This is a genomic window from Weissella confusa (assembly GCA_041871065.1).
Lineage (GTDB): Bacteria > Bacillota > Bacilli > Lactobacillales > Lactobacillaceae > Weissella > Weissella confusa_A.
This window is the reverse complement of sequence record CP168942.1, coordinates 939,259-959,939: the sequence shown is the minus strand read 5'-3', so window position 1 is coordinate 959,939 and position 20,681 is coordinate 939,259. Positions and strand designations below refer to the sequence as shown.

23 protein-coding genes and 1 riboswitch are annotated in these 20,681 nt (G+C 45.2%); of the genes, 1 reads left to right on the top strand and 22 read right to left on the bottom strand.

Features of this window, described 5'->3' with window-relative positions:
- Positions 1-16 precede the first annotated feature (16 nt).
- From ACAW68_04250 to ACAW68_04165, 18 genes are all read right to left on the bottom strand, one after another.
- Positions 17-526, bottom strand: coding sequence for an ECF transporter S component (locus ACAW68_04250; GenBank protein ID XGA16779.1), 510 nt, complete (start codon positions 524-526; stop codon positions 17-19).
- A gap of 1 nt (position 527) precedes the next feature.
- Positions 528-1,340 carry a bifunctional hydroxymethylpyrimidine kinase/phosphomethylpyrimidine kinase gene (locus ACAW68_04245; protein ID XGA16778.1) on the bottom strand — a complete coding sequence of 271 codons (813 nt, stop codon included), beginning with the start codon at positions 1,338-1,340 and terminating at the stop codon, positions 528-530.
- Between the two features lie 497 nt (positions 1,341-1,837).
- Positions 1,838-2,113: an HU family DNA-binding protein gene (locus ACAW68_04240; protein ID XGA16777.1), complete on the bottom strand. Its 276-nt coding sequence runs from the start codon at positions 2,111-2,113 to the stop codon at positions 1,838-1,840.
- A 278-nt stretch (positions 2,114-2,391) separates the two neighbouring features.
- Positions 2,392-3,702: a ribosome biogenesis GTPase Der gene (gene der, locus ACAW68_04235; GenBank protein ID XGA16776.1), complete on the bottom strand. Its 1,311-nt coding sequence runs from the start codon at positions 3,700-3,702 to the stop codon at positions 2,392-2,394.
- A 182-nt stretch (positions 3,703-3,884) separates the two neighbouring features.
- Positions 3,885-5,117 carry a 30S ribosomal protein S1 gene (gene rpsA / locus ACAW68_04230; GenBank protein XGA16775.1) on the bottom strand — a complete coding sequence of 411 codons (1,233 nt, stop codon included), beginning with the start codon at positions 5,115-5,117 and terminating at the stop codon, positions 3,885-3,887.
- A gap of 98 nt (positions 5,118-5,215) precedes the next feature.
- A complete protein-coding gene (gene cmk, locus ACAW68_04225) occupies positions 5,216-5,890 on the bottom strand; it encodes a (d)CMP kinase (GenBank protein XGA16774.1) in 675 nt (224 codons plus the stop codon).
- A gap of 96 nt (positions 5,891-5,986) precedes the next feature.
- Complete coding sequence (locus ACAW68_04220; protein ID XGA16773.1) at positions 5,987-6,574, bottom strand: LysM domain-containing protein; 588 nt, start codon at positions 6,572-6,574, stop codon at positions 5,987-5,989.
- A gap of 82 nt (positions 6,575-6,656) precedes the next feature.
- Positions 6,657-8,099, bottom strand: coding sequence for an ATP-dependent DNA helicase RecQ (locus tag ACAW68_04215; protein ID XGA16772.1), 1,443 nt, complete (start codon positions 8,097-8,099; stop codon positions 6,657-6,659).
- Positions 8,092-9,144, bottom strand: a complete 1,053-nt coding sequence (locus ACAW68_04210; GenBank protein XGA16771.1) for a hypothetical protein — start codon at positions 9,142-9,144, stop codon at positions 8,092-8,094. Before ACAW68_04210 ends, ACAW68_04215 begins: the two co-directional genes overlap by 8 nt.
- Positions 9,145-9,220: 76 nt before the next feature.
- Positions 9,221-9,799, bottom strand: a complete 579-nt coding sequence (locus ACAW68_04205; protein XGA16770.1) for an ECF transporter S component — start codon at positions 9,797-9,799, stop codon at positions 9,221-9,223.
- A gap of 87 nt (positions 9,800-9,886) precedes the next feature.
- A riboswitch (FMN riboswitch) is annotated at positions 9,887-10,027 on the bottom strand.
- Between the two features lie 37 nt (positions 10,028-10,064).
- Positions 10,065-10,583, bottom strand: a complete 519-nt coding sequence (locus ACAW68_04200; GenBank protein ID XGA16769.1) for a hypothetical protein — start codon at positions 10,581-10,583, stop codon at positions 10,065-10,067.
- 113 nt (positions 10,584-10,696) lie between these two features.
- On the bottom strand, positions 10,697-11,284 hold the full coding sequence (locus ACAW68_04195; GenBank protein ID XGA16768.1) for a TMEM175 family protein: 588 nt from the start codon (positions 11,282-11,284) through the stop codon (positions 10,697-10,699).
- Positions 11,285-11,347: 63 nt separating this feature from the next.
- On the bottom strand, positions 11,348-12,115 hold the full coding sequence (locus ACAW68_04190) for a pseudouridine synthase (GenBank protein ID XGA16767.1): 768 nt from the start codon (positions 12,113-12,115) through the stop codon (positions 11,348-11,350).
- A 1-nt stretch (position 12,116) separates the two neighbouring features.
- Positions 12,117-12,752 carry an SMC-Scp complex subunit ScpB gene (gene scpB, locus ACAW68_04185; protein ID XGA16766.1) on the bottom strand — a complete coding sequence of 212 codons (636 nt, stop codon included), beginning with the start codon at positions 12,750-12,752 and terminating at the stop codon, positions 12,117-12,119.
- Positions 12,742-13,536, bottom strand: a complete 795-nt coding sequence (locus ACAW68_04180; protein ID XGA16765.1) for a ScpA family protein — start codon at positions 13,534-13,536, stop codon at positions 12,742-12,744. The genes scpB and ACAW68_04180 overlap by 11 nt, the downstream gene beginning before the upstream one ends.
- The gene (locus tag ACAW68_04175; GenBank protein XGA16764.1) at positions 13,529-13,903 is read right to left on the bottom strand and encodes a reductase; all 375 of its coding nucleotides are present in this window, start codon (positions 13,901-13,903) and stop codon (positions 13,529-13,531) included. The genes ACAW68_04180 and ACAW68_04175 overlap by 8 nt, the downstream gene beginning before the upstream one ends.
- Positions 13,904-13,922: 19 nt before the next feature.
- Positions 13,923-14,834, bottom strand: a complete 912-nt coding sequence (gene xerD / locus ACAW68_04170) for a site-specific tyrosine recombinase XerD (protein ID XGA16763.1) — start codon at positions 14,832-14,834, stop codon at positions 13,923-13,925.
- 1 nt (position 14,835) lies between these two features.
- The gene (locus tag ACAW68_04165; protein ID XGA16762.1) at positions 14,836-15,711 is read right to left on the bottom strand and encodes a S1 RNA-binding domain-containing protein; all 876 of its coding nucleotides are present in this window, start codon (positions 15,709-15,711) and stop codon (positions 14,836-14,838) included.
- Between the two features lie 238 nt (positions 15,712-15,949).
- Between ACAW68_04165 and ACAW68_04160 the strand changes: the two genes are divergently transcribed.
- Entirely contained in the window at positions 15,950-16,501 is a 552-nt protein-coding gene (locus ACAW68_04160; protein XGA16761.1) for a hypothetical protein, read from the top strand.
- Positions 16,502-16,565: 64 nt separating this feature from the next.
- On the opposite strand, the gene ACAW68_04155 is transcribed toward ACAW68_04160, so the two are convergent.
- The 4 genes from ACAW68_04155 to ACAW68_04140 form a co-directional block, all read right to left on the bottom strand.
- Complete coding sequence (locus tag ACAW68_04155; GenBank protein ID XGA16760.1) at positions 16,566-17,531, bottom strand: cation:proton antiporter; 966 nt, start codon at positions 17,529-17,531, stop codon at positions 16,566-16,568.
- A gap of 132 nt (positions 17,532-17,663) precedes the next feature.
- Positions 17,664-17,834, bottom strand: coding sequence for a type II toxin-antitoxin system RelB/DinJ family antitoxin (locus ACAW68_04150; GenBank protein XGA16759.1), 171 nt, complete (start codon positions 17,832-17,834; stop codon positions 17,664-17,666).
- A 146-nt stretch (positions 17,835-17,980) separates the two neighbouring features.
- Positions 17,981-18,427 carry a D-aminoacyl-tRNA deacylase gene (dtd, locus tag ACAW68_04145; protein XGA16758.1) on the bottom strand — a complete coding sequence of 149 codons (447 nt, stop codon included), beginning with the start codon at positions 18,425-18,427 and terminating at the stop codon, positions 17,981-17,983.
- Positions 18,427-20,661, bottom strand: coding sequence for a bifunctional (p)ppGpp synthetase/guanosine-3',5'-bis(diphosphate) 3'-pyrophosphohydrolase (locus ACAW68_04140; GenBank protein ID XGA16757.1), 2,235 nt, complete (start codon positions 20,659-20,661; stop codon positions 18,427-18,429). The genes dtd and ACAW68_04140 overlap by 1 nt, the downstream gene beginning before the upstream one ends.
- Between the last annotated feature and the right edge of the window lie 20 nt (positions 20,662-20,681).

The window sequence follows — 20,681 nt, the reverse complement described above, 5'->3', positions numbered from 1 at the left end:
TGACAGCTTTTCTGTATTATTTACGCAACACCTTGCGGAATGGCACACTTAGCAACAGCGCTAGAATGAAGCCGACCAAGACTTGCATGATATTTGCGGGTACCCCAGTCAAACTTGCCAATGCCGCACTTGGCATGGTCATCTTGGCACCACCAGTTAGCCAAATCAAGAAAGCCCCGGCAATCCAATAACCACCGACCATGACTAACCCGCCTAAGAAGTTCCCCCAGACACGCTTACCAATACGTTCGTCCATCGCAAATTTACCAAGCACCCAACCTTCAAGTCCGTGGATAATGAATGAGAAAATCATCCATTGTGGATAACCTGCTAGCAAATCAAGTAGCAGACCGGTTAGTCCACCAACAAAGGCGCCGGTTTTTGACCCATAATGCCAGGCAGCAATGAAAATTCCCGTTTCAACCAACGACACGAAGCCGGTTGGCGTTGGCAATTTCACCACGTAACTCAACACAATATTAACAGCGATAATAACTGCTGCGATTGTTAATTGCTTTGTTTTCATGTTATTTACCCCTTAAACGGCGGGCAGCTTGCCACACATTGCCGACCGAAAAATCATCGTTTAATGCGACACCGTTTTTAATTCCCCAATAAACAAAATCTTTTGCATCTTTCACCGCGTCTACCGGCGTCTTACCGGTCGCTAGTTGACTTGCAATGGCTGAGGCAAATGTACATCCAGCCCCATTGTTAAACGCACTGTTGAGCTTCTGAGAGCCTAGAAAGGTCGGTTCTGCCCCAGTTGTGACAACATCAGTCGCCTCATCACCAGATAAGCGTGCGCCACCCTTTACAACAACGGCGTCAGCACCAAAGTCACGAATGATTTCCGCGGCCTTTGCTAAGTCGGCCTTATCCTTAATCTTAATACCAGCAAGCAATTCGCCTTCAACCAAGTTAGGTGTCGTCATAGAAGCCAGTGGCAACAAGTCGTTTTGGAACGCTGCCACCAACTCAGCAACATCCACATCGTCCGTTTCTTTGAAAGCCATCACCGGATCGATAATCACAGGCAGATTAGTTGCATAACGACGCAAATAATCTGCCACCATGTGCACGTGACCGACAGTTGGCAGCAAACCTACCTTCACGCCAGCAATATCATCTAAAGCAAAAATAGACTGCAATTGCGCATCGAGAACATCCAACGATACTGGGTGAATCGTGAAGTCATCCTGAGTCACCGTGACAATACTCGTAATAACGCTTAGTCCAAAATAACCATACTCATTAAAGGTCGCCAAATCAGCCTGTATCCCACCGCCAGCTAAAATATCTGAGCCGGCAATCGTCACCATTTTCTTTGGATTCTCCATCAACTTCGCTTCCCTTCACAAGTCATACATGTAGTTTATCACAGAATATATTGTCAGAGTATGAAGAACTAATATGCTCGCAACATCAGTCTTAGTCCATGGGTTGCACCAAATGTGTTCATTTTAGCCTCGCCAAGTATTATTCGTGCAATTGCAGCGTTATACGTGGTAATTAAGCGCGTAAACTTCGAGACAAAAGAAAAGCGTCCACCACAGTAGTGATGGACACCTAACCAACGAATTCCTAGGAACCTGTCGCCCACTGAAGCTTGCACCTTCAGTGGGCTTTTTGTATGTCAAAATTTTACCACAGTTCACACAAAGGTGTCTATTTCGAAAAAACATGTGTGCTACGCAAAGCAAATAAAAAAGAGTGAACATTGAATTCACTCTTTTATGGTGGATAAGCCACGTAAGCACGAAATTCTATTTCAAAAAATCATGGCCCCACGGTGGCCCCACGAATCGCTTTAAAGCCCGATATAATAGGCTTTAAATTACTTCACGGCATCCTTCAAGGCCTTACCAGGCTTGAATGCAGGAATCTTTGATGCTGCGATTTCGATTTCTTCACCAGTTTGTGGGTTGCGACCCTTACGAGCAGCGCGCTCACGAACTTCGAAGTTACCGAAGCCGATCAATTGAACCTTTTCATCCTTTGCAAGGAATTCTTGGATTGCGGCGAATACTGCATCAACAGCTTCGTTTGCATCCTTCTTCGTAAAGTTAGTTGAAAGAACAACCTTTTCTACCAAATCTTGCTTGTTAGCCATGCTAATGTTCCTCCTGCTTAATAGCTTAATGGAATTTCCCAAATGTACGAAATTGAACGAATCGTTCTTTGATTTCGTTATTTAGAATAGCATAGTTAAAACCCCATAACAACCCACAATGTGGCAAAAACGTTGATATAACGCGGTTTTTTCCACATTTTCACGTTTTATTCACTGAATGTTTGTTTTTCAGTACTTGCCTATTGTTCGGTATTCTTGAGTATGCAACCAAATAAAAAACCTCGTAGTGAAAATCGCTACGAGGTTTTACTCATTCATTAAGTACGAGCACGCTTAATCAAGTGAATTGGCGTACCAGTAAAGTCGAATGACTTACGAATTTGGTTTTCCAAGAATCGTGCATATGAGAAGTGCATCAATTCAGGATCGTTAACAAAGACCACGAATGTTGGTGGTTGGATAGCAACTTGAGTCGCGTAGTAAACACGCAAACGCTTTCCGTTTACCGTTGGCGTTGGGTTCAATGCCAAGGCATCCATGATAACTTCGTTCAACGTTGCAGATTGCACACGCTTTTGGTGGTTCTCGTTAACTTGCTTAATCAACTCAGGCAACTTGTTCAAACGTTGCTTCGTCTTAGCAGAAACGAAAATAATTGGGGCGTATGACAAGTATTGGAACTCATCACGAATTTGCTTTTCAAAGTCAGCCATCGTGTGGTTGTCCTTTTCAAGCGTATCCCACTTATTAACGACGATGATAATCGCACGACCAGCTTCGTGGGCGTATCCGGCCACGTGCTTGTCTTGTTCGCGAATACCTTCTTCGGCGTTCAAAACCATCAAAACAACATTAGAATCATCGATGGCACGCATGGCACGCATAACTGAATACTTTTCAGTATTTTCGTACACCTTACCACGCTTACGAATACCGGCCGTGTCGACCATCACGAATTCATCACCTTCAGCAGACGTGAATCGCGTGTCAATGGCGTCACGCGTCGTTCCAGAGATATCTGAAACGATGACACGTTCTTCACCAAGGATGGCATTAACCAATGATGACTTACCAACGTTAGGACGACCAATGAATGAGAAACGAATTGAATCGTCTTCTTCTTCTTGATCAGTCGTTGGGAAGTGAGAAACCACTTCATCCAACAAGTCTCCCAATCCAGTACCGTGGGCACCAGAGATTGGGAATGGATCGCCAAATCCGAGTGCGTAGAATTCATAGATTTCTGAACGCATCTCGATGTTGTCGACCTTGTTTACGGCCAAAACAACAGGCTTCTTTGAACGGTACAAAATCTTTGCAACGCGTTCGTCAGCTTCAGTCAAACCTTCTTGGGCAGAAACCATGAAGATGATGACGTCAGCTTCGTCAATCGCAATTTCAGCTTGTTGCACAATTTGTGTCATGAATGGCTCATCAGCCATATCAATTCCACCTGTGTCAATCAAACGGAATTCACGGGTCAACCACTCAGCGCGTGTGTAAATACGATCACGCGTTACACCTGGGGTATCTTCGACAATTGAAATACGGTCGCCGGCAATACGATTAAAAATCGTAGACTTACCAACGTTTGGGCGGCCAACAACGGCCACAACAGGAAATCCCATGTTACCCTCTTTTCTGCCAATCACCCACTGGGAGACTGGCGGTTACTTACTATTCTCTATTGTACCGGTTTTCACCGGCACTGTCTGTTGTCGTGACCAGTAGAAAATCGTGTTTTAACGAAATTAAGCGTGCGTTGAGACAACCCAACACACGCTTAATCTTTTGCGCTATTTAAAGCTTATTAGTTGAAGTCCTTGAAGATATCTCCAAAGGCGTCACCCAACGTAGCTGAACCCTCTTCTTCTGAAGTTGAGTAGTTAGTTGGTGCTTGCTCTTGGCGAGGACGACGTTGACGACGAGGACGGTCGTTGTTGTTTGAACCCTCTTCGCGTGCAGGAGCCTCTTCCAAAGCCTTGATTGACAATGACAAACGTTGCTTGTCAGGGTTTACTTCCAAAACCTTAACCTTAACCTTGTCACCGGCCTTCAAAACATCACTTGGGTTAGCAATGTGCTTGTGTGAGATTTGTGAAACGTGAACCAAACCTTCAACACCAGGGAACACTTCAACAAAGGCACCAAAGTCAACAACGCGCTTTACAGTACCTTCCAAAACAGTTCCTTCTGGAGCTTCAGCAGCTGCAGCTTCCCAAGGACCAGGTTGCGTAGCCTTGATTGACAATGAGATACGCTCCTTTTCAGGATCCAATCCCAAAACCTTAACCTTAACTTCTTCACCAACTGACAAAACGTCTGATGGTTGTGAAACGCGCTCGTGTGAGATTTCAGATACGTGTACCAATCCGTCTACACCACCAAGGTCGATGAATGCACCGAAGTTGGTCATGCGGGCAACCTTACCTTCAACGACGTCACCAACTGACAATTCGTTGAATACGCGTGACAAAGCTTCTGAACGCTCTTCGTTCAAAACGTCACGACGTGACAAGATCAAGCGGCTGTCAGCAGCGTTGATCTCGATAATCTTCGCGCGGATAGTTTGACCCTTGTATTGGTTCAAATCTTGCACGAAACGGTTCTCGATCATTGAAGCAGGTACGAATCCACGTACACCTTCAACGTCAACAACCAATCCACCCTTAACGACTTGCGTTACAGGTGCTTCCACAATGTCATCAACATTGTGCTTGCTTGCGATTTCTTCCCAAGCACGACGAGCTTCCAAGCGACGCTTTGACAATAGGTATGATCCACCTTCCTTGTCAGAACCGATAGTTGATACAACTACCAAGTCCAATACGTCTCCAACCTTGACAAGGTCGTTAACGTTTGCATCACGGTCAGCCGTCAATTCGCGCATTGGGATAACACCCTCAACACCGGCACCTTCGATACCTACGATAACTTGACGAGCATCGTCAATTGCCAAGACTTCACCCTTAACTACATCGCCAACCTTAACTTCGGCTACGCTGTCAAGAGCTGCCAATAGCTCGTTGTTCTCTTCGTTCATTACAATATATCCTCCTGGTCACACGACTCTAGTAGTTATTATACCGAATCCTTTTATAAATTACTAGTAGTCTTTTACAACTTTCTTTATGTTTTTTGTTAGTTTTGCGTCTTTTCCGCAATAATTGCCTTAACTGCGTCAACGACACCGTCAATTGACAAGCCAGTTGTATCCAATTCAACCGCATCATCCGCCTTCTTCAAAGGAGAAATCTCGCGGTGTGAATCTAGATAATCACGCTTTTCAATGGCTGCCTCAAGCTCAGCAAGAGATGTATCCATCCCCTTAGCTTGGTTTTCCTTAAAGCGACGTTGCGCACGCTCAGCAACTGAAGCAATCAAGAAAATCTTGACTTGCGCATTTGGCAACACCGTCGTCCCAATATCGCGTCCGTCCATGACAACGCCATTTTCTGACGCAATATCACGTTGCAAGGCAGTCATTGCCTCACGAACAGCGGCGTATGAAGAAACAGCTGATACATTAGCCGTCACTTCGACTGATCGAATTTCTTCAGTTACTTCTTGACCGTTCAAGAAGACACGTTGCACTGGCTCACCAGGTTGGAACGTAATGGTCAAGTCAGGCAACAAAGCTGTTACGCCTGATTCATCATTTGGATCCACACCCGCTTGAAAAGCAGCCAACGTGATTGCACGGTACATTGCACCAGTGTCAACGTACACAAAATTTAAGTCTGATGCCAAAATCTTGGCGATTGTTGACTTTCCAGCAGAAGCTGGTCCGTCAATTGCGATTTGAATCGGATTCATAATCAATTGTCCTCACTCATTTATATAACAACTAATTGTACGTTAATTTCACGCAAAATAAAAGACACACTCCCATCGGAATGTGTCTTTTGGGGATTACTTAACCTTCAAATCTTGACCATAGTAGGTTGAATAGTTTGAGGCAGTCAATCCTGGGTTCAATGAGTACAACGCTTCAGGTGTTGTCCCATTGGCAACAGCGAAACTGTACAAAGTACCAGATTCAAACTTCACCGTATTACCATCAGATTCTGAACTAGAACTTGAGGCTGACGATGATGAGGCTTCAGATGACGAAGCAGCTGATTCAGATGCAACTTGGCTTGATGCTGCTGCGGCTGATTCACTAGCTGCCTTCGCCTTCTTTTCAGAAGCACTGGCTGCTTTCTTAGCGCGTGATTCTGACTTTGCAGTTTCCGTAATTTTGCTCGTTGTAGTGGTTGTCTTTGTTGAAGTCGTTGCTGGCAATTCCGTGCTAGTTGTGGCATCAACCGGCTTGTTCAACGCTTGCAAATACTTATAGACAGGCACAAATGACAGAGCAATCACAATCAATACCAAAATTCCAACAACCATACTTACGCGTTGAGACTTGCGTCGGTTTTGCGTTCGTGAGTATTGACCGGTTGCTTCATCTTTAAAAGATGCCTCCCATGGCTGTTGTTCATTGTTCTTCTCGGTCATGATTGGTCTCCTAACTTTCTCTCTTTGAATACTACTAAGCATACACTAACTCGCATTCAATTTTGAGTGTCACACCTAATCCTTAACCTAAATTAAAAAGTTTTGCGACTTGCGTGCGCCAATCCGTCACACCTGCTAGTTCCGTCGGTGCTTCAGTAGCTACTAACGACAAGTTTTCTGGATGCCAATCAACAACACCAACCGATTCAGCCTCATCATTTGACTTAGCATCGTCGCCAAAGTGATCCAACAATTGGCGACGCAATCCCGCATCAGACTTTGCATAATTAACTAAGTTATACAAATCTTGTTGGCGCTGTTGACGTCGTGCCTCAAACATCGTGGCGACTTCATCCGGATTCATGCCTTGCTTAGCATAAAAATCAAGCAAATTTGCTTTGTCACGACCAATTTCGTCGGCACCGAAGCGCTTATCATAGTATCCCATGACCACTTCACGGTTCGGAATCGTGCCATCAATCATATTTAGCTGTAGGTTTTCATCACCAGGCACGTACAACAAAATGGCGGCTGACTGTTCGCCATCACGACCAGCGCGACCGATTTCTTGAAGATAATTAGCCAAGTCATTACTCAAGTGGTAGTGAATCACATAACGGACATTATCCTTATCGATTCCCATACCAAAAGCTGATGTCGCGGCAATAACATCAATTTGTCCCAACATGAATTGTTGTTGGATGCGGTAGCGTGACATCGTATCAAGTCCCGCGTGGTAAGCCGCAACCCGACGACCCGTATTTTCTGCCAACCAATCCGCCATTGAAGTTGCCAACTTACGACTTGAGAAATAAACAATTCCTGGGCCTTGTAGTTGGCGCACCAAATCAGCCAAGCGCTCACGCTTTTGCCCTTCATTTGCCAACGTTTCCGTGTGCAAATAAATATTTGGTCGATCCACTGATTGACGATAAATAAACCAGTCTGCTTCAGGCAAACCAAATGGCATCGTAATATCAGTCATCATCTTTGGTGTTGCAGTTGCCGTCAACAACAACAATTGTGGTTGACCAAGCTTCTTGTGAACTTGTGGCAACGCCAAGTAATCAGGTCGGAAATCCGGCCCCCAACTGACAATCGTGTGTGCTTCGTCGACCACCAGCAAGTTAATCTTCACCTTACGCAAAGCAGATTGCACAACAGTTTGTCCCAACATTTCTGGTGACACAAACAAGAACTTGTATTGGTCCAAACTACGCAAAATCGTACGACGGGCATCCTGTGGCAACGTTGAATTCAAGGCCACTACCTTTGATTCACCGGCATAGTTCAAGCGTGCAACTTGATCTTGCATCAATGATAGCAACGGCGTCACGATGATAACCAAACCATCACGCATATTCCCCATCATTTGGTAAATCAATGACTTACCACCACCAGTTGGCAACATTGCCAAGGTATTTTTACCAGCAGTCAATGCTTCAAGCACTTCTGCTTGGCCCGGCTTAAATGAGTCGAAGCCAAACTTTTCTTTTAGAACCGCAGTCAATGCTGTCTTATCCACGAGCGGCCTCCTCTTGCTTCGTCAAATAAATCTCATACAAACGGAATAGGAAGAACTCTAGCGGATCGTCAGATGTACGAACCATGCTAAATTCCCAATCGTTAATCGGTCCGGTTAGGTTTTGTTCAAAGTGTGCAACCACATCCGGTGTTAAGTAGTTCTTATATGGAAAATCATTCATAGGTAGCCAAATAGCCGCGGTCAACAAATGCTCACGAATCGTCCCAATCTTTAGGCGACGACTCTGGACCATCTCGTCCATTGGGCGACCAGCAATCACGCCGTTATATGACGCTTGCACACTGTTTGGCAATAATGGACGGTGGGCAACCAAATCCCACAACAACTTCAACGGTGTGTTCGCACCACGTTGCAATTCTTCTGACCAGATTGCGTATTGATCAATCTGCCAGAAATAGAAATCATCTTCCGTCCACGTTGCCGGGAAGCCCAACTGTTCAAAGTTTAGACCTGGCGTTTCGTGACCAACCCACGTCGCTACCAAGCGGTCTGCATCTTCTTGCGGTCGACGTTGCAAGAATCGTTGAATCGTCAAAGCCCAAGTTGCAACCAAACGTGGTGAATTCATGTTGCCATACCATGTCTTAACCGTGAGCATTGTACGTGGATCAATCTGCAAAGGATAATACTTCTTATTGCTGTAAGCCACTTCTGAGACCACTTGATTTGCCAACCAAAAGGCTTGCATAAAGGTCAACACGTCTACTTTCAGCAATGTGCCCAAGTGTTCCGGCATATAGTGATTTGCAGCGTATTCAGCTTGGGCATCTTGACCAGCTGGCGTCAAAAGCAATTGACCTTCCCCAGCTTCAACCAATAACCCAGCTTGCTCCAATGCGTTAATGCGGGCATCAAACGTGTCCTTATCTAGGCGAGGCATCAAACCTGAGATTTGCAACAAACCGTAGCGCAAACCCCAATATTCCGTTGACACTGTTACCTGACGCTTCAATAAACCAAAAATCACCCTGTGACGACGAGGTTCAGACGCCGAAAACAGGGTGATCAAGAAATCATTTGTCAACTGCTTGACCACCTCTCATGTATTTCTTCCAAGTGTAATGAAGAAACCAAAACGGTGCAAGCAGAATAGGACTTATTTAATTAAGTTGTGAGCAGGTCGTGTTAATAATCTGACGCAACCCCAAATAGACCAAACCCGAGACAGCTGTTAGAATTGCCCCTTCAATCAGATTGAACGGAATAACCATCCATAGTAGATATGTTCCAAGACCAATTGTCTTTGCAATATCGAAGTTAGCGAACATCGCATATAGCGGCACCGCATAAACGTAGTTCAAAATCACCATCGCCAACGTCAAACCAAGTGTGCCTAGTACTGCGCCAACAACATAGCGCTTGGCTGAGATATCTCGGCGCTTCACAATTAGCATAATCACTGTCAGTAAGACCGCCATTGCAATAATATTCATTGGCAAGCCAATGTAATCATTCACACCTTCATTGTTCAACAACAACTTCAATAATGAACGTAGCAGCAAAATGGCATAACCGCTCTTCAAATCAAGCATCAACGCACCCAACAAAACTGGTACAAATGAAAAATCAATTTTCAAAAAAGATGCACCAGGAATCAATGGGAACTGCGGGAAAATCATCAAAACAAATGATATCGCAGCTAATAAGGCAATAACGGTCAAACGACGCGTCTTATTCATAACAACAAACCTCCACCTGGTCGTAAAAACAGCCGGTTCCTTCATGCCAGGGCGACACAAAGAAACCGGCTGTGACCAGTCAATCTATTTTTTCTTCTGCATACCAGACTTTACTGTCGGTCACGGATTCACACCGTATCAGCCACACCAATACCTGGTGTGGGTCGCGGACTTCTACAAAACGCAGTTACCGCCGGTCGGGAATTTCACCCTGCCCTGAAGATATTCAATTGTAGGTTAAGATTAGCACGCGACTAACTAATGGTCAACCGTCCAGGTCAACCTTGTGGCGTAGCTTGTCGTAATCATGCTTCTCATTATTCAACAAATCATAGATACGGCGAATCTGTGGTGCAAACCACTTCAACGTCAAATCTTGGGTTCCTTGCAAGGTTTGAATTTGCAAACGGCCACGAATAATACCAGTGTCAGGATTAATTGTGTTCACTTGATCAAGCGTCATACGCAAAGAATCCAAATGGAATGGACGCCAATGTGCGAAATACAAAGTCCCAGAATCACCAAGCGCAAATGCATACCACTTGTAACGACCAGTCGGCTCACCCGCATCGGTCAGCCCAGCCATCTTTGTTAAGAAAGCGACGACTACCGTTTCGTCATCAGCAAGTGAATTCTCAATGTTCTTAAAATGCTTACGGCCAAGCCAGCCCATTGGCTTCAATAGCCAAGGCCAACCGGCAACTTTGTGTTCCTTCGCAAAAGCGTACATGTCAGGGCCTGTTTTCATATAATTCCGGCCAGAACGTGTATCTGGTGTTGCCATCTTGCATCCCCCCATTCAAATTTCATCACAATCACTGTGAAACGTTTCTGTGAGAGGCACATCACCTCTCCACAGTTCTTCATCTTACTGTAATTGTAACAAAAGTCGAGCGGTTACATGTCCTGAATAGCTCGAACGTGGATGACATTACGTAAAAATAGCCACCCACCTGAAATAACAAAAACCATACCACCGGTAATTGGTGGCCAGACAAAGGCCAAGCACGTTCCAATCAGCCCAATGCCGATTAACCAAAGGCGACTACGATTGACGCGCCACATTCTTTTTTGTTGCGCTGGATCGTCCAAGTGCTTCGCGATGACATGACTCAAGTTATACAAAGCAATCACGGACATGACATACACAATCCCGTAAGTCACGCTTGGTGCCACTCGGGTTGGAAATTCACCAAACCAAGCCGTTGTAATGGGTACCAAAGACATTGGCAAAAACGTCAATGCATTGGTCCACAAGACACCACTATCTACTTTTTCGATATTACTAATAATCAAGTGGTGACTAACCCAAAAACTAGCCGTGATAATAAAACTTACCAAGTAAGCCAAGAAAGTACTTAGCCACGCAGCATTGCCAATTCCCGCCCAAGTACCGATTGACGGAATTTTCAAATCCAATACCATAATTGTAATGATGATTGCAAAAATTCCATCACTAAACGCTTCTAATCGACTTTTACTCATAACCTTCCCCTTTTAATGACAAAAAAGAGGCCTCCAGGAAGCCCCAGACGCCTCAATTATAGCTTACCAGCGTCCTGCTGACTTGCGGTATTGCTTACCAGCCTTCAACGCTTGTACTTCTTCGTAACGCAAAGGACGGTACTCACCTGGTGTCAAACCAGTCAAATCAAGCATACCGTAACGCTCACGAGTCAACTTCAACACTTCATGACCAACCGCCTTCATCATTTCCTTAACTTGGTGGTACTTACCCTCGTGAATCGTCAACTTCACAATCGCCGTGTGGTTCTTAGTGTTCGTTGATTGGATTTCAGCACGGGCAGGCGCAGCGTTAAATGTCGTGTAACGACCGTTTTGCTTTGTCTTAACTGTGACACCATGACGAAGCTTCTCTAGTTCTTCGTTCGTTGGAATTCCCTTCACCTTAGCAACATAAACCTTGTCGATACGGTAACGTGGGTGCATCAACTTGTTGGCCAATTCACCATCGTTCGTCAACAACAAAACACCGGTTGTATCGTAGTCCAAACGACCAACTGGGTAGACACGCTCAGGTTCATCGACAATGTCCATAACCGTTGCGCGACCCTTATCATCACTGTTTGTTGTCACAACGCCACGGGGCTTGTTCAACAAGAAGTAAACCAACTTTTCACGTGAGTCAATTGGTTCACCACTCACTTCAATCTTATCTGACGGCTCAACCTTAGTTCCCAATTCGTGAATTGTCTTACCGTTGACCGTTACTTTACCATCCAAAATCAATTGTTCTGATGCACGACGTGATGCAACTCCCGCTTGAGCCATCACTTTTTGCAATCGTTCTGCCATGTTATTCTTCTCTTTCTGCTGTTTCAGCAAGCTCTGGTAGGGCCACATCAAATGCAGATCCACCTTCTTCTCCTGGCATCAAAGGCAATGCCACATCCTTTTGGGCACGCAAGGCATCCAACGCCTCAGCAGTTACCAATGGTGGCAACTCTTGCAAATCACTCAAACCGAAGTAGTTCAAGAAATAAGCGGTTGTCCCGTAAAGGATTGGGCGACCCGGTTCATTAGAACGGCCGCGTCCTTCTACCAAATTACGTAGTGCCAATTTTTGAATCGTTGCTTGTGATTGCACCCCACGAATTTCGTCAATCTCAACTCGTGTGATTGGTTGCTTATACGCAATAATCGCCAAAACTTCTAGCGACGCCTGTGACAAAGCCGTTGTCAATGGCGCCGTAAAGTAACGGTGAATCGTCTCAGCAAGTTCCGACTTGGTAACCAATTGATACTGGTCATCAGTCTTCAAAACGTCGAGCGCACTATTCTCGTCGCTCTCGTATTTGGCGGCAAGATCTTCTAACAAGCCAATGACGGCAGGCTTCGCGAAACCAGTCGCATCCGCCATTTCTGCAACCGTGATGCCTTCATCCCCGGCTACAAAAAGCAAACCTTCAATTTGTTGTAAGCTAGTCTTCATCGTCAAAATCGACTCCCTCATCTGCAGTTTCATCATATGGCACATCACCTAAGGTCAGGTAAATGGCACCATATTCATCTTCTTGGGCAACACGCAAATGTTGGTGACGCACCAACTCTAGCATGGCTAGGAAGGTCGTAACCATCTTATCGCGACTATCATGTTCCCCAAAGAAAGTTTCAAATTCTATCGTTTCACCCGGTGTCATCCGTGCCACAATCGTTTTCATTTGAGCACTAATCGACCACGTTTCACCACGCATTGTGCGCGGACGAACTTGTTTCTTCGTACGGTTAGCAACCATTTGGTTAAAAGCCAGTTGCAAATCAAACAACCCTAAGCCTTCTGGCAATGGCGCTATGTAAATATCGTCTGGAATCGCCATCGGCGCACGTGAGAACTGCAATTGACGTCCTTCTTCGCGTTCGCGCAAGTCATCAGCTGCTTGTTGATAACGTTGATACTCCAAAAGTTGGGCCATCAAGGCCTCACGTGGATCTTCTTCATACACAAATTCAGCCAGTTCTTCGTCATATGTCAATTCTTCGTTTTTCGGAATTAAATATGACGCCTTGATTGACATCAAAGTAGCCGCCATTACCAAGAATTCACCAGCAATATCTAAGTTTCGTTCTTCCGCTTGATGCAAAAACGCCAAGTACTGCGCCGTAATTTCAACAATCGGAATATCCATAATATCCATTTCGTTGACTTTAATCAGGTGCAGGAGCAAGTCCAGCGGTCCTTCAAAGTCATTCAAGCGATACGTTAAATCTTCAGCCATGATGCAAATACTTCCGCCATTCCGTCAAGATTGGTTGCGTGCTAATCGTACCAACAATCGTTTTATCTGGGTATCGTAGCTTCATCGCTTCATATATTTCTGAACCAACGGCGATACGTGATGTAACCGGCACTTCCGGTCCAAATACTACCAGGCGCAACACGATTGAATCAAACACTGCTTCAACACCAAGTACAGCCACATAGTGTTGCGTTTCGGTTGATTGCCAGAGCAGGATTTCACGTGCGTCGCTGGCTTGATACCAGTCGATTTCACGTTGTACAGAAGCCACATCGTGTAGACGTGGCAAATAAGACAATAGCCCCATCGCAATTTTCGGTTGATCTTTGCGTACCACAACTAACATGTGTGGCCTCCTTTCTTAATTAAGCACGCGGATGACTTTTGCCATAGACTTCAGTCAAACGCTTATTTGAAATATGTGTATAAATCTGAGTCGTCGAAATATCAGCGTGACCGAGCAACTCTTGCACAATGCGTAAATCAGCACCGTTTTCCAAAATGTGCGTCGCAAACGAGTGACGCAACGTGTGTGGTGAGACATCCTTGGTAATACCTGCCGCCGTCACCCAGCCTTTAATCAGCTTCCAGACGCCTTGGCGTGTCAATTGATGGCCGTGATCATTTAAGAAAATCACTTGTTCATCTTGTTGCTTACCAAGAAATGGTCGCCCATCGGTTAGATATCGTTGCAACCAGTGCGACGCAACATCCCCAATCGGAATAATGCGTTCTTTGTCACCTTTTCCAAGCGTTTGAATCAAGCCAAGTTCTAGGTGCAAATTATCCAAGCGTAAATTAACCAACTCGCTTACACGCAAACCAGTCGCATACATCACCTCTAGCATCGTCCGGTTACGTAACCCCAACGGTGTGTTGGGGTCAGGCACAGCCAGCAATGCTTCAACTTCAGCCAGTGTTAATACAGCTGGCAGATGTTGCGCTTTTTTGGGCGGATCAACTTGTGTCATTGGATCAATCGCCACCCAGTTATTACTGGTCGCAAATTGGAAAAACTTTCGTAATGTCGACACCATGTGAATGACCGTATTACGTGACTTACCGTTTTTCTCTAACTCACCGAGAAAGGCCATAATCGTGAAGCGGTCGATATTCGCCAACGGCATCGACTTTTCTTTTTCAATTAAATACGTAAAGAAATGACGCAGGTCTTGCTGATAGGATGCCCGCGTATTGGCTGACAACCCCCGCTCCACCGTCAGATAGTGCAGGAAGTCAACCATATTATCTTCATATCGACCTACCTGATGTAACATCTTATTCGCCGTCGCTTTCTTCTACCAAGAACAATCCATTCTCGTTTTGCGTAATCTTACGTTGCTTGTACAAGTTTCCGACTGCACGCTTGAATTGTGACTTTGACATACCAAAGTACTTCTTAATTTGCTTTGGATCTGACTTATCAGTAAATGGCAAGCTGTGCGTTGATGAACGTTGCAACAACGCCAACAACATCGCTGCGTCATCTGAAATTGCCTCGTGAGCACGTGGACGCAATGACAAGTTCAACACACCATCTTCGCGTACACCGATAACACGTGCATCAACTTCTTCACCAAGACGTGGTTCGCGTTGACGCTCGTCCGGGTGAATAAAGCCGAAGTTGTAATCTGGTGTGATAACCAACGTTCCAACCATCTTCAAACGGTAAACTGTCGCCTTAACTTGCTTATTCTTCATATCAGGCTTAGCTGGAATACGCACAGCTTGCAGGATGTCAGCTGAGGCCAATTCACCCCACAAACGATCCTTCTTATCAATGCGCAACGTAATCATCAACTTGTCACCGCGTTGTGGCCACAATTCCTTAATTGTTGGCAACTCATCAAGTGACACAACCACATCCTTGTTTGGCAAACCGATATTCACGAAGACACCAAGGTCACGACGAATATCCGTTACTTCACCCCATGCATAGTGGCCAAGACGAACGTCAGGAATATTCTTCGTGATTTGCAAGTTGTGCTTTTCGTTCTCGTATGCAAATCCAGTTACAACGCCACCAATCTTCAATGGCTTTTGCAATTCACTCTTGTCGATTTCGTATGTCAAACCGTCAATTTGTGCGTAGTAATACTTGTCGTTCTCATCCGTCACCTTGGCTGAGATGATTTCTCCAATTTTGTGTGTCATATTATTTTCTCCATATATCTCTTTGCATCAGCTGCATCAACCTAAGGTAGTCCGATGCCACAGCGCTGGCAAAGCCGTTGTTCAACTGACATGCCGTCAGTAAACCCATTTTCTGTCTACTCTAGTTTACCAGAAGTTAGGCGTTATATGTAAACTAATTCGAATTCATTTCTGACATTTTCCCAGAGTTTTGTTAAAATAAATAGACATCTATTTATTTGAAAGTGAGATACATCCTATGAAGGCTGTTGGTATGGAACCACAAGTCTTGATCGACATCTTGGTCGGATCAAAGATTGGTGTGGTTTACCCATTTGGAACTGATCACCGTGGCGACTTGGTCGTTACATCATACGCATTGAAGCAAGCTGGTTTGCCATCAAACATGGCTGGTGCTGTCGTGCAACTTGAAGACGTTGAAGAAACTGCGCCTGGTAACTTCGTTTGGAAGTTCAACCCAGACGTTAAGTTGATTCGTCCATTCCGTGTTCACGGAACGATGGAATTGTTCGACGTTGAAGATGACTTGATTCACTACGAGACAACGAACTGGTTCAACGTTGAAAAGGAAAACGAAGGTCACGCTAAGATTGCTGACTGGATGGAAAGCTACGTTGCTGAGCACCCAGACATCGACCGTATCCCACGTGCCGACATTCCTGAAGACATTGCTGAATTGGCTATTTCTTTCGATGACTGGCGCGCAGCCTACTTCGACTTCTTGTTCAAGCCAACTAAGGCACAAAAGCAAGAGTTGCGTACGAAGCGTTACGACGTTGACCCATTGTAAGATACAACATTAAACAGGACCTGATGACTCGCAACGAGTTCTCAGGTCCTGTTTTTTATTGTTTCTATTTAACTTTCGCAATCAACGGACGCATCATCAAAGGTGCAATAATCGTTGACGCAATGATAACAATGACCATTTCACCAAACACCTGGTTCGATAGAATGTGGCCAGTTGCCCCAATTTGGGCAATTACCAGCGCCATTTCACCACGCGATACCATCCCCGCGCCAATTGCGTTACTGGTGTGCTTGTCCAGTCGCGCCATACGCGCACCGAATCCGGCACCGTAGTACTTTGTAGCCACCGCCAAGGCCGTTAGCAAGACCATAATCCACCATGTTTCAGCCAAGTTATGAAAGACGACGTTAAGCCCAATTGATCCAAAGAAAATTGGGAACACTGTCCATTCGCCAAACAACTCAGTCGTATGCAACAGCTTATCTGACTTTGGTAACTGACGAAGCAATACACCAATTGCAAACGCAATAATCGGCATCACCGTGTTTAATCCCAGTCCTGATCCGCCGATAAAGGCAGCATAGGCCGTCACCAATAGCAACGCTAAAATATCATCTAGCACGGCGGCGCCCAACACAACGGCGCCCATAACAGTTCCAAGTTTACCTTGTTCACCCAAAACTGAAATGGTGATTGAAATTGACGTTGCAGCAAACACAACACCCCAGAACAACGCAATTTGCCACTCGTAACCAAACAATAAGGCAACAACCGGAAATACCGCTAACGGTGCAACAACACCCATCAAAGCAACTAAATTAGACGCCTTGAAGTTTTGCAATAATTGTCGCGCATCAGTTTCCAAACCGGCGTTCACCATCAGCAACATCACCCCAAATTCTGAGACAACGTGCATCAAATGTGATGGTTCAACAAACCCGAGCAACGCTGGTCCCACAACCACACCGGCGATTAGCTGTCCCACAACTTTCGCAAACCCTAACTTGCCGGCAATCCAGCCGAATCCCAGCGTCACAACAAGCAACCCTAACATCATCAAAATTTCCATCTCTACCTCCTACAACTTATTTTATATAAGTCCCACAAAAACAAAAAAGCGCATACTCCAAATTCCCCCTGGTTACCCACCCAGGAAACTTGAAGCATACGCCCAACCGAAATCTCTATTCACTTCTACAAATTATTGATTGCGTGAGAACAAGTTGCTAAATGGTGACTCACCAGTGTTCGCAACTTGCGTCAAGAAAATCTTGATGGCTGTTTGAGTTGTCAAACCTTGTGACTTGAAAATCTCATCTGCCTTGTCCTTGACATTGTCCTCGACGCGCAATTGAATCAGCTTCTCTGCCATAACGATACTTCCCTTCGCAATTGTCTTAATTTGTATATGTGTATTGTAGCACACGCGCAACAGACAATACTATCAATATCATTGCATATTACTAGGGAATTGTAGGGCGAAACTATGACTTTTGTTTGACCGCGTCAAAATTCATATTATTTATTATCGGTATCAAAGATAATTGTAACTGGTCCGTCATTGACCAAGCTGACTTTCATATCAGCACCAAACTCCCCTGTGGCAACCGTCAAACCAGTCGCTGCCAATTTTGTATTAAATTGGTCATACATCTTTTCAGCGTAAGCTGGTGCACCCGCATCAGTGAAACTTGGTCGATTACCACGGCGCGTATCGGCATATAGTGTGAATTGCGAAATTGACAGAATTGATCCGCCAACATCTTGAATACTTAAGTTCATCTTACCGGCTTCGTCTTCAAAGACCCTTAAACCAGTAATCTTACGAACCAGGTAATCCAATTCAGCTTCCGTATCCGCATCTTGAATGGCGACAAGCAACATGTACCCTTGATCGATTGCGCCCAATTCTTGGCCGTCAACCGTCACACTCGCTGATGATACTCGTTGTAAGACAACTCTCATTACTTAAATGCTCGCTTTACTTCATAGATATCCTTGACATTCTTAATCGAATCCATGATGTGTTCCAATTGTTCCAAGTTACGGACGCCGACGCTCAATGAAATGTTCACGTTGTTATTGTGATCAATACGCCCGTTAACAAAGTTCAATGACTTCGTTGTGTTATTCACTGTACGAATAACGTCATTCAACAACTTGTTGCGGTTAGTTGCTGCCACGGCCAAGTCAGCGTCATACTCGTTCTTCGTATCACCTTCTGGCTTTTCCCAGGCAACATCAACCAAGCGTTGACCTTCCGTTTCAGCTGCACGCAAATTTGGGCATCCCAAACGGTGGACAGACACACCACGACCCTTGGTCACATACCCGATAACTTCATCACCGGGTACTGGTGTACAACAACGACCCAAACGAACCAACAAGTTATCAACGCCTTGAATCACAATACGATCTTCACCGTGCTGTGGCTTCTCCTTAGACTTCTTGCTTTCGTTTTCAATCGTTTGGTGTTCTTCCAAGATGGCCTTTTGTTCGGCTGCTTGACGCGCTTCTTCAAGTTCCGCACGCTTTTCTTCCGTAAACTTATTTGCCACACCTTGGGGCTTCAAGTCACCGAATCCAAGTGACGCATACATGTCGTCAACACTAAGGAAGTGCAACTTTTCAGCTGCCTTCGCTTCGTTGTCAGCTTGCATCAATTCTTCAACATCAAAGCCTTCTTCAGCTAGCCAGTCAGCAACCATCTTCTTACCGGCTTCAATGTTATCGTCCTTATCCAACTTACGGAAGTATTGCTTAATCTTGTTACGGGCACGACGCGTTGATACCAAATTCATCCAATCACGATTTGGCTTGGCGTTTTGTGACGTCACAATTTCAACAATATCACCCGTCTTAATTGGGTAATCCAACGGCACCATGCGGTCGTTAACCTTGGCACCTGTTGTGTGGTTACCCACATTGGTGTGGATGCTGTACGCCATATCCAATGGGCCAGCACCCTTTGCCAATTCAATCACGTCACCCTTTGGCGTAAAGGCAAAGACACGGTCCGTGAACAGGTCACCCTTAACCGATTCCATAAAGTCATCAGCATCACGCGCATCTTCTTGCAATTCCAAGATTCCTTGGATCACGTTCAACTTTTGTTGGTCCGCATTTTGTACATCAGCCCCAGCAAAGTTACCTTCCTTGTAGGCCCAGTGTGCAGCCACACCGAATTCAGCAACTTCGTGCATTTGGTACGTACGAATTTGCACTTCAAGCGGACGACCACCTGGTCCAATTACGGACGTGTGCAATGATTGGTAACCATTTGCCTTTGGTAGCGCAATATAGTCCTTGAAACGACCAGGCATTGGCGTCCAACGCGCGTGGATAGCGCCCAATACGGCGTATGTTTCAGGAATTGTATCTACCAAGACACGGATGGCCAACAAGTCGTAAATCTCGTCAAACTTCTTCTTCTTGTCCACCATCTTTCGGTAGATTGAATAGATGTGCTTTGGACGGCCGTACACCTCGGCGTGTTGCAAATGCAATTCTGTAATCGCGTGCTCAATATCGCTAACTGCTTGGTCAACGATTTCCAAACGCTCTTGACGACGCAATTGCATTGACTTAGCGATGTCGTGGTATGCCTCTGGCTCAAGATAGCGCAAAGACATATCTTCTAGTTCCCACTTAATCGTCATAATTCCCAAACGATCAGCCAATGGTGCGTAGATTTCCAACGTTTCTGACGCAATGCGCTTTTGCTTTTCTTCACGCAACGCGCTCAATGTACGCATGTTGTGCAAACGGTCAGCCAACTTAACGATGATGACACGAATATCGTGTGACATCGCCAACAACAACTTACGGTGATTTTCCGCCAGTTGCTCACGTGATGACTTGTATTCAATCTTTGACAACTTTGACACGCCGTCAACGATGACCGCCACGTCATGACCAAATTCACGTTCAACATCTTCTAACGTTGCTTCAGTATCCTCGACAACATCGTGCAGGTAACCTGCCACAACTGTATCTGGATCCATATGCAAGTCAGCCAAGATGCCAGCGACTTGAATCGGGTGAATAATGTAAGGTTCACCTGACTTACGCTTTTGTTCCTTATGCAGGTTGTAAGCAAAGTCGTATGCTTTATCAACTTTTTTAACATGGTCCTCGTTCATGTACCCAGCAACGAGGTCATGCACTTCTTGTGCGGTTAACACTTTTGCTTCTGCCATATATTTATCCTCTGTTTCCA

Coding starts and splice junctions, on each gene's coding strand:
- ACAW68_04175 (XGA16764.1), bottom strand. CDS start 13,903: ATGTTAGTTGTGGTACGCAAAGATCAACCGAAAATTGCGATGGGGCTA.
- cmk (XGA16774.1), bottom strand. CDS start 5,890: ATGAATCCGATTCAAATCGCAATTGACGGACCAGCTTCTGCTGGAAAG.
- ACAW68_04180 (XGA16765.1), bottom strand. CDS start 13,536: ATGGCTGAAGATTTAACGTATCGCTTGAATGACTTTGAAGGACCGCTG.
- ACAW68_04190 (XGA16767.1), bottom strand. CDS start 12,115: ATGGCAGAACGATTGCAAAAAGTGATGGCTCAAGCGGGAGTTGCATCA.
- ACAW68_04250 (XGA16779.1), bottom strand. CDS start 526: ATGAAAACAAAGCAATTAACAATCGCAGCAGTTATTATCGCTGTTAAT.
- ACAW68_04205 (XGA16770.1), bottom strand. CDS start 9,799: ATGAATAAGACGCGTCGTTTGACCGTTATTGCCTTATTAGCTGCGATA.
- ACAW68_04140 (XGA16757.1), bottom strand. CDS start 20,661: ATGGCAGAAGCAAAAGTGTTAACCGCACAAGAAGTGCATGACCTCGTT.
- dtd (XGA16758.1), bottom strand. CDS start 18,427: ATGAGAGTTGTCTTACAACGAGTATCATCAGCGAGTGTGACGGTTGAC.
- ACAW68_04220 (XGA16773.1), bottom strand. CDS start 6,574: ATGACCGAGAAGAACAATGAACAACAGCCATGGGAGGCATCTTTTAAA.
- ACAW68_04240 (XGA16777.1), bottom strand. CDS start 2,113: ATGGCTAACAAGCAAGATTTGGTAGAAAAGGTTGTTCTTTCAACTAAC.
- xerD (XGA16763.1), bottom strand. CDS start 14,834: ATGTTACATCAGGTAGGTCGATATGAAGATAATATGGTTGACTTCCTG.
- ACAW68_04195 (XGA16768.1), bottom strand. CDS start 11,284: ATGAGTAAAAGTCGATTAGAAGCGTTTAGTGATGGAATTTTTGCAATC.
- ACAW68_04155 (XGA16760.1), bottom strand. CDS start 17,531: ATGGAAATTTTGATGATGTTAGGGTTGCTTGTTGTGACGCTGGGATTC.
- ACAW68_04200 (XGA16769.1), bottom strand. CDS start 10,583: ATGGCAACACCAGATACACGTTCTGGCCGGAATTATATGAAAACAGGC.
- ACAW68_04150 (XGA16759.1), bottom strand. CDS start 17,834: ATGGCAGAGAAGCTGATTCAATTGCGCGTCGAGGACAATGTCAAGGAC.
- ACAW68_04245 (XGA16778.1), bottom strand. CDS start 1,340: ATGGAGAATCCAAAGAAAATGGTGACGATTGCCGGCTCAGATATTTTA.
- der (XGA16776.1), bottom strand. CDS start 3,702: ATGGGATTTCCTGTTGTGGCCGTTGTTGGCCGCCCAAACGTTGGTAAG.
- scpB (XGA16766.1), bottom strand. CDS start 12,752: ATGAAGACTAGCTTACAACAAATTGAAGGTTTGCTTTTTGTAGCCGGG.
- ACAW68_04165 (XGA16762.1), bottom strand. CDS start 15,711: ATGACACACAAAATTGGAGAAATCATCTCAGCCAAGGTGACGGATGAG.
- ACAW68_04160 (XGA16761.1), top strand. CDS start 15,950: ATGAAGGCTGTTGGTATGGAACCACAAGTCTTGATCGACATCTTGGTC.
- rpsA (XGA16775.1), bottom strand. CDS start 5,117: ATGAACGAAGAGAACAACGAGCTATTGGCAGCTCTTGACAGCGTAGCC.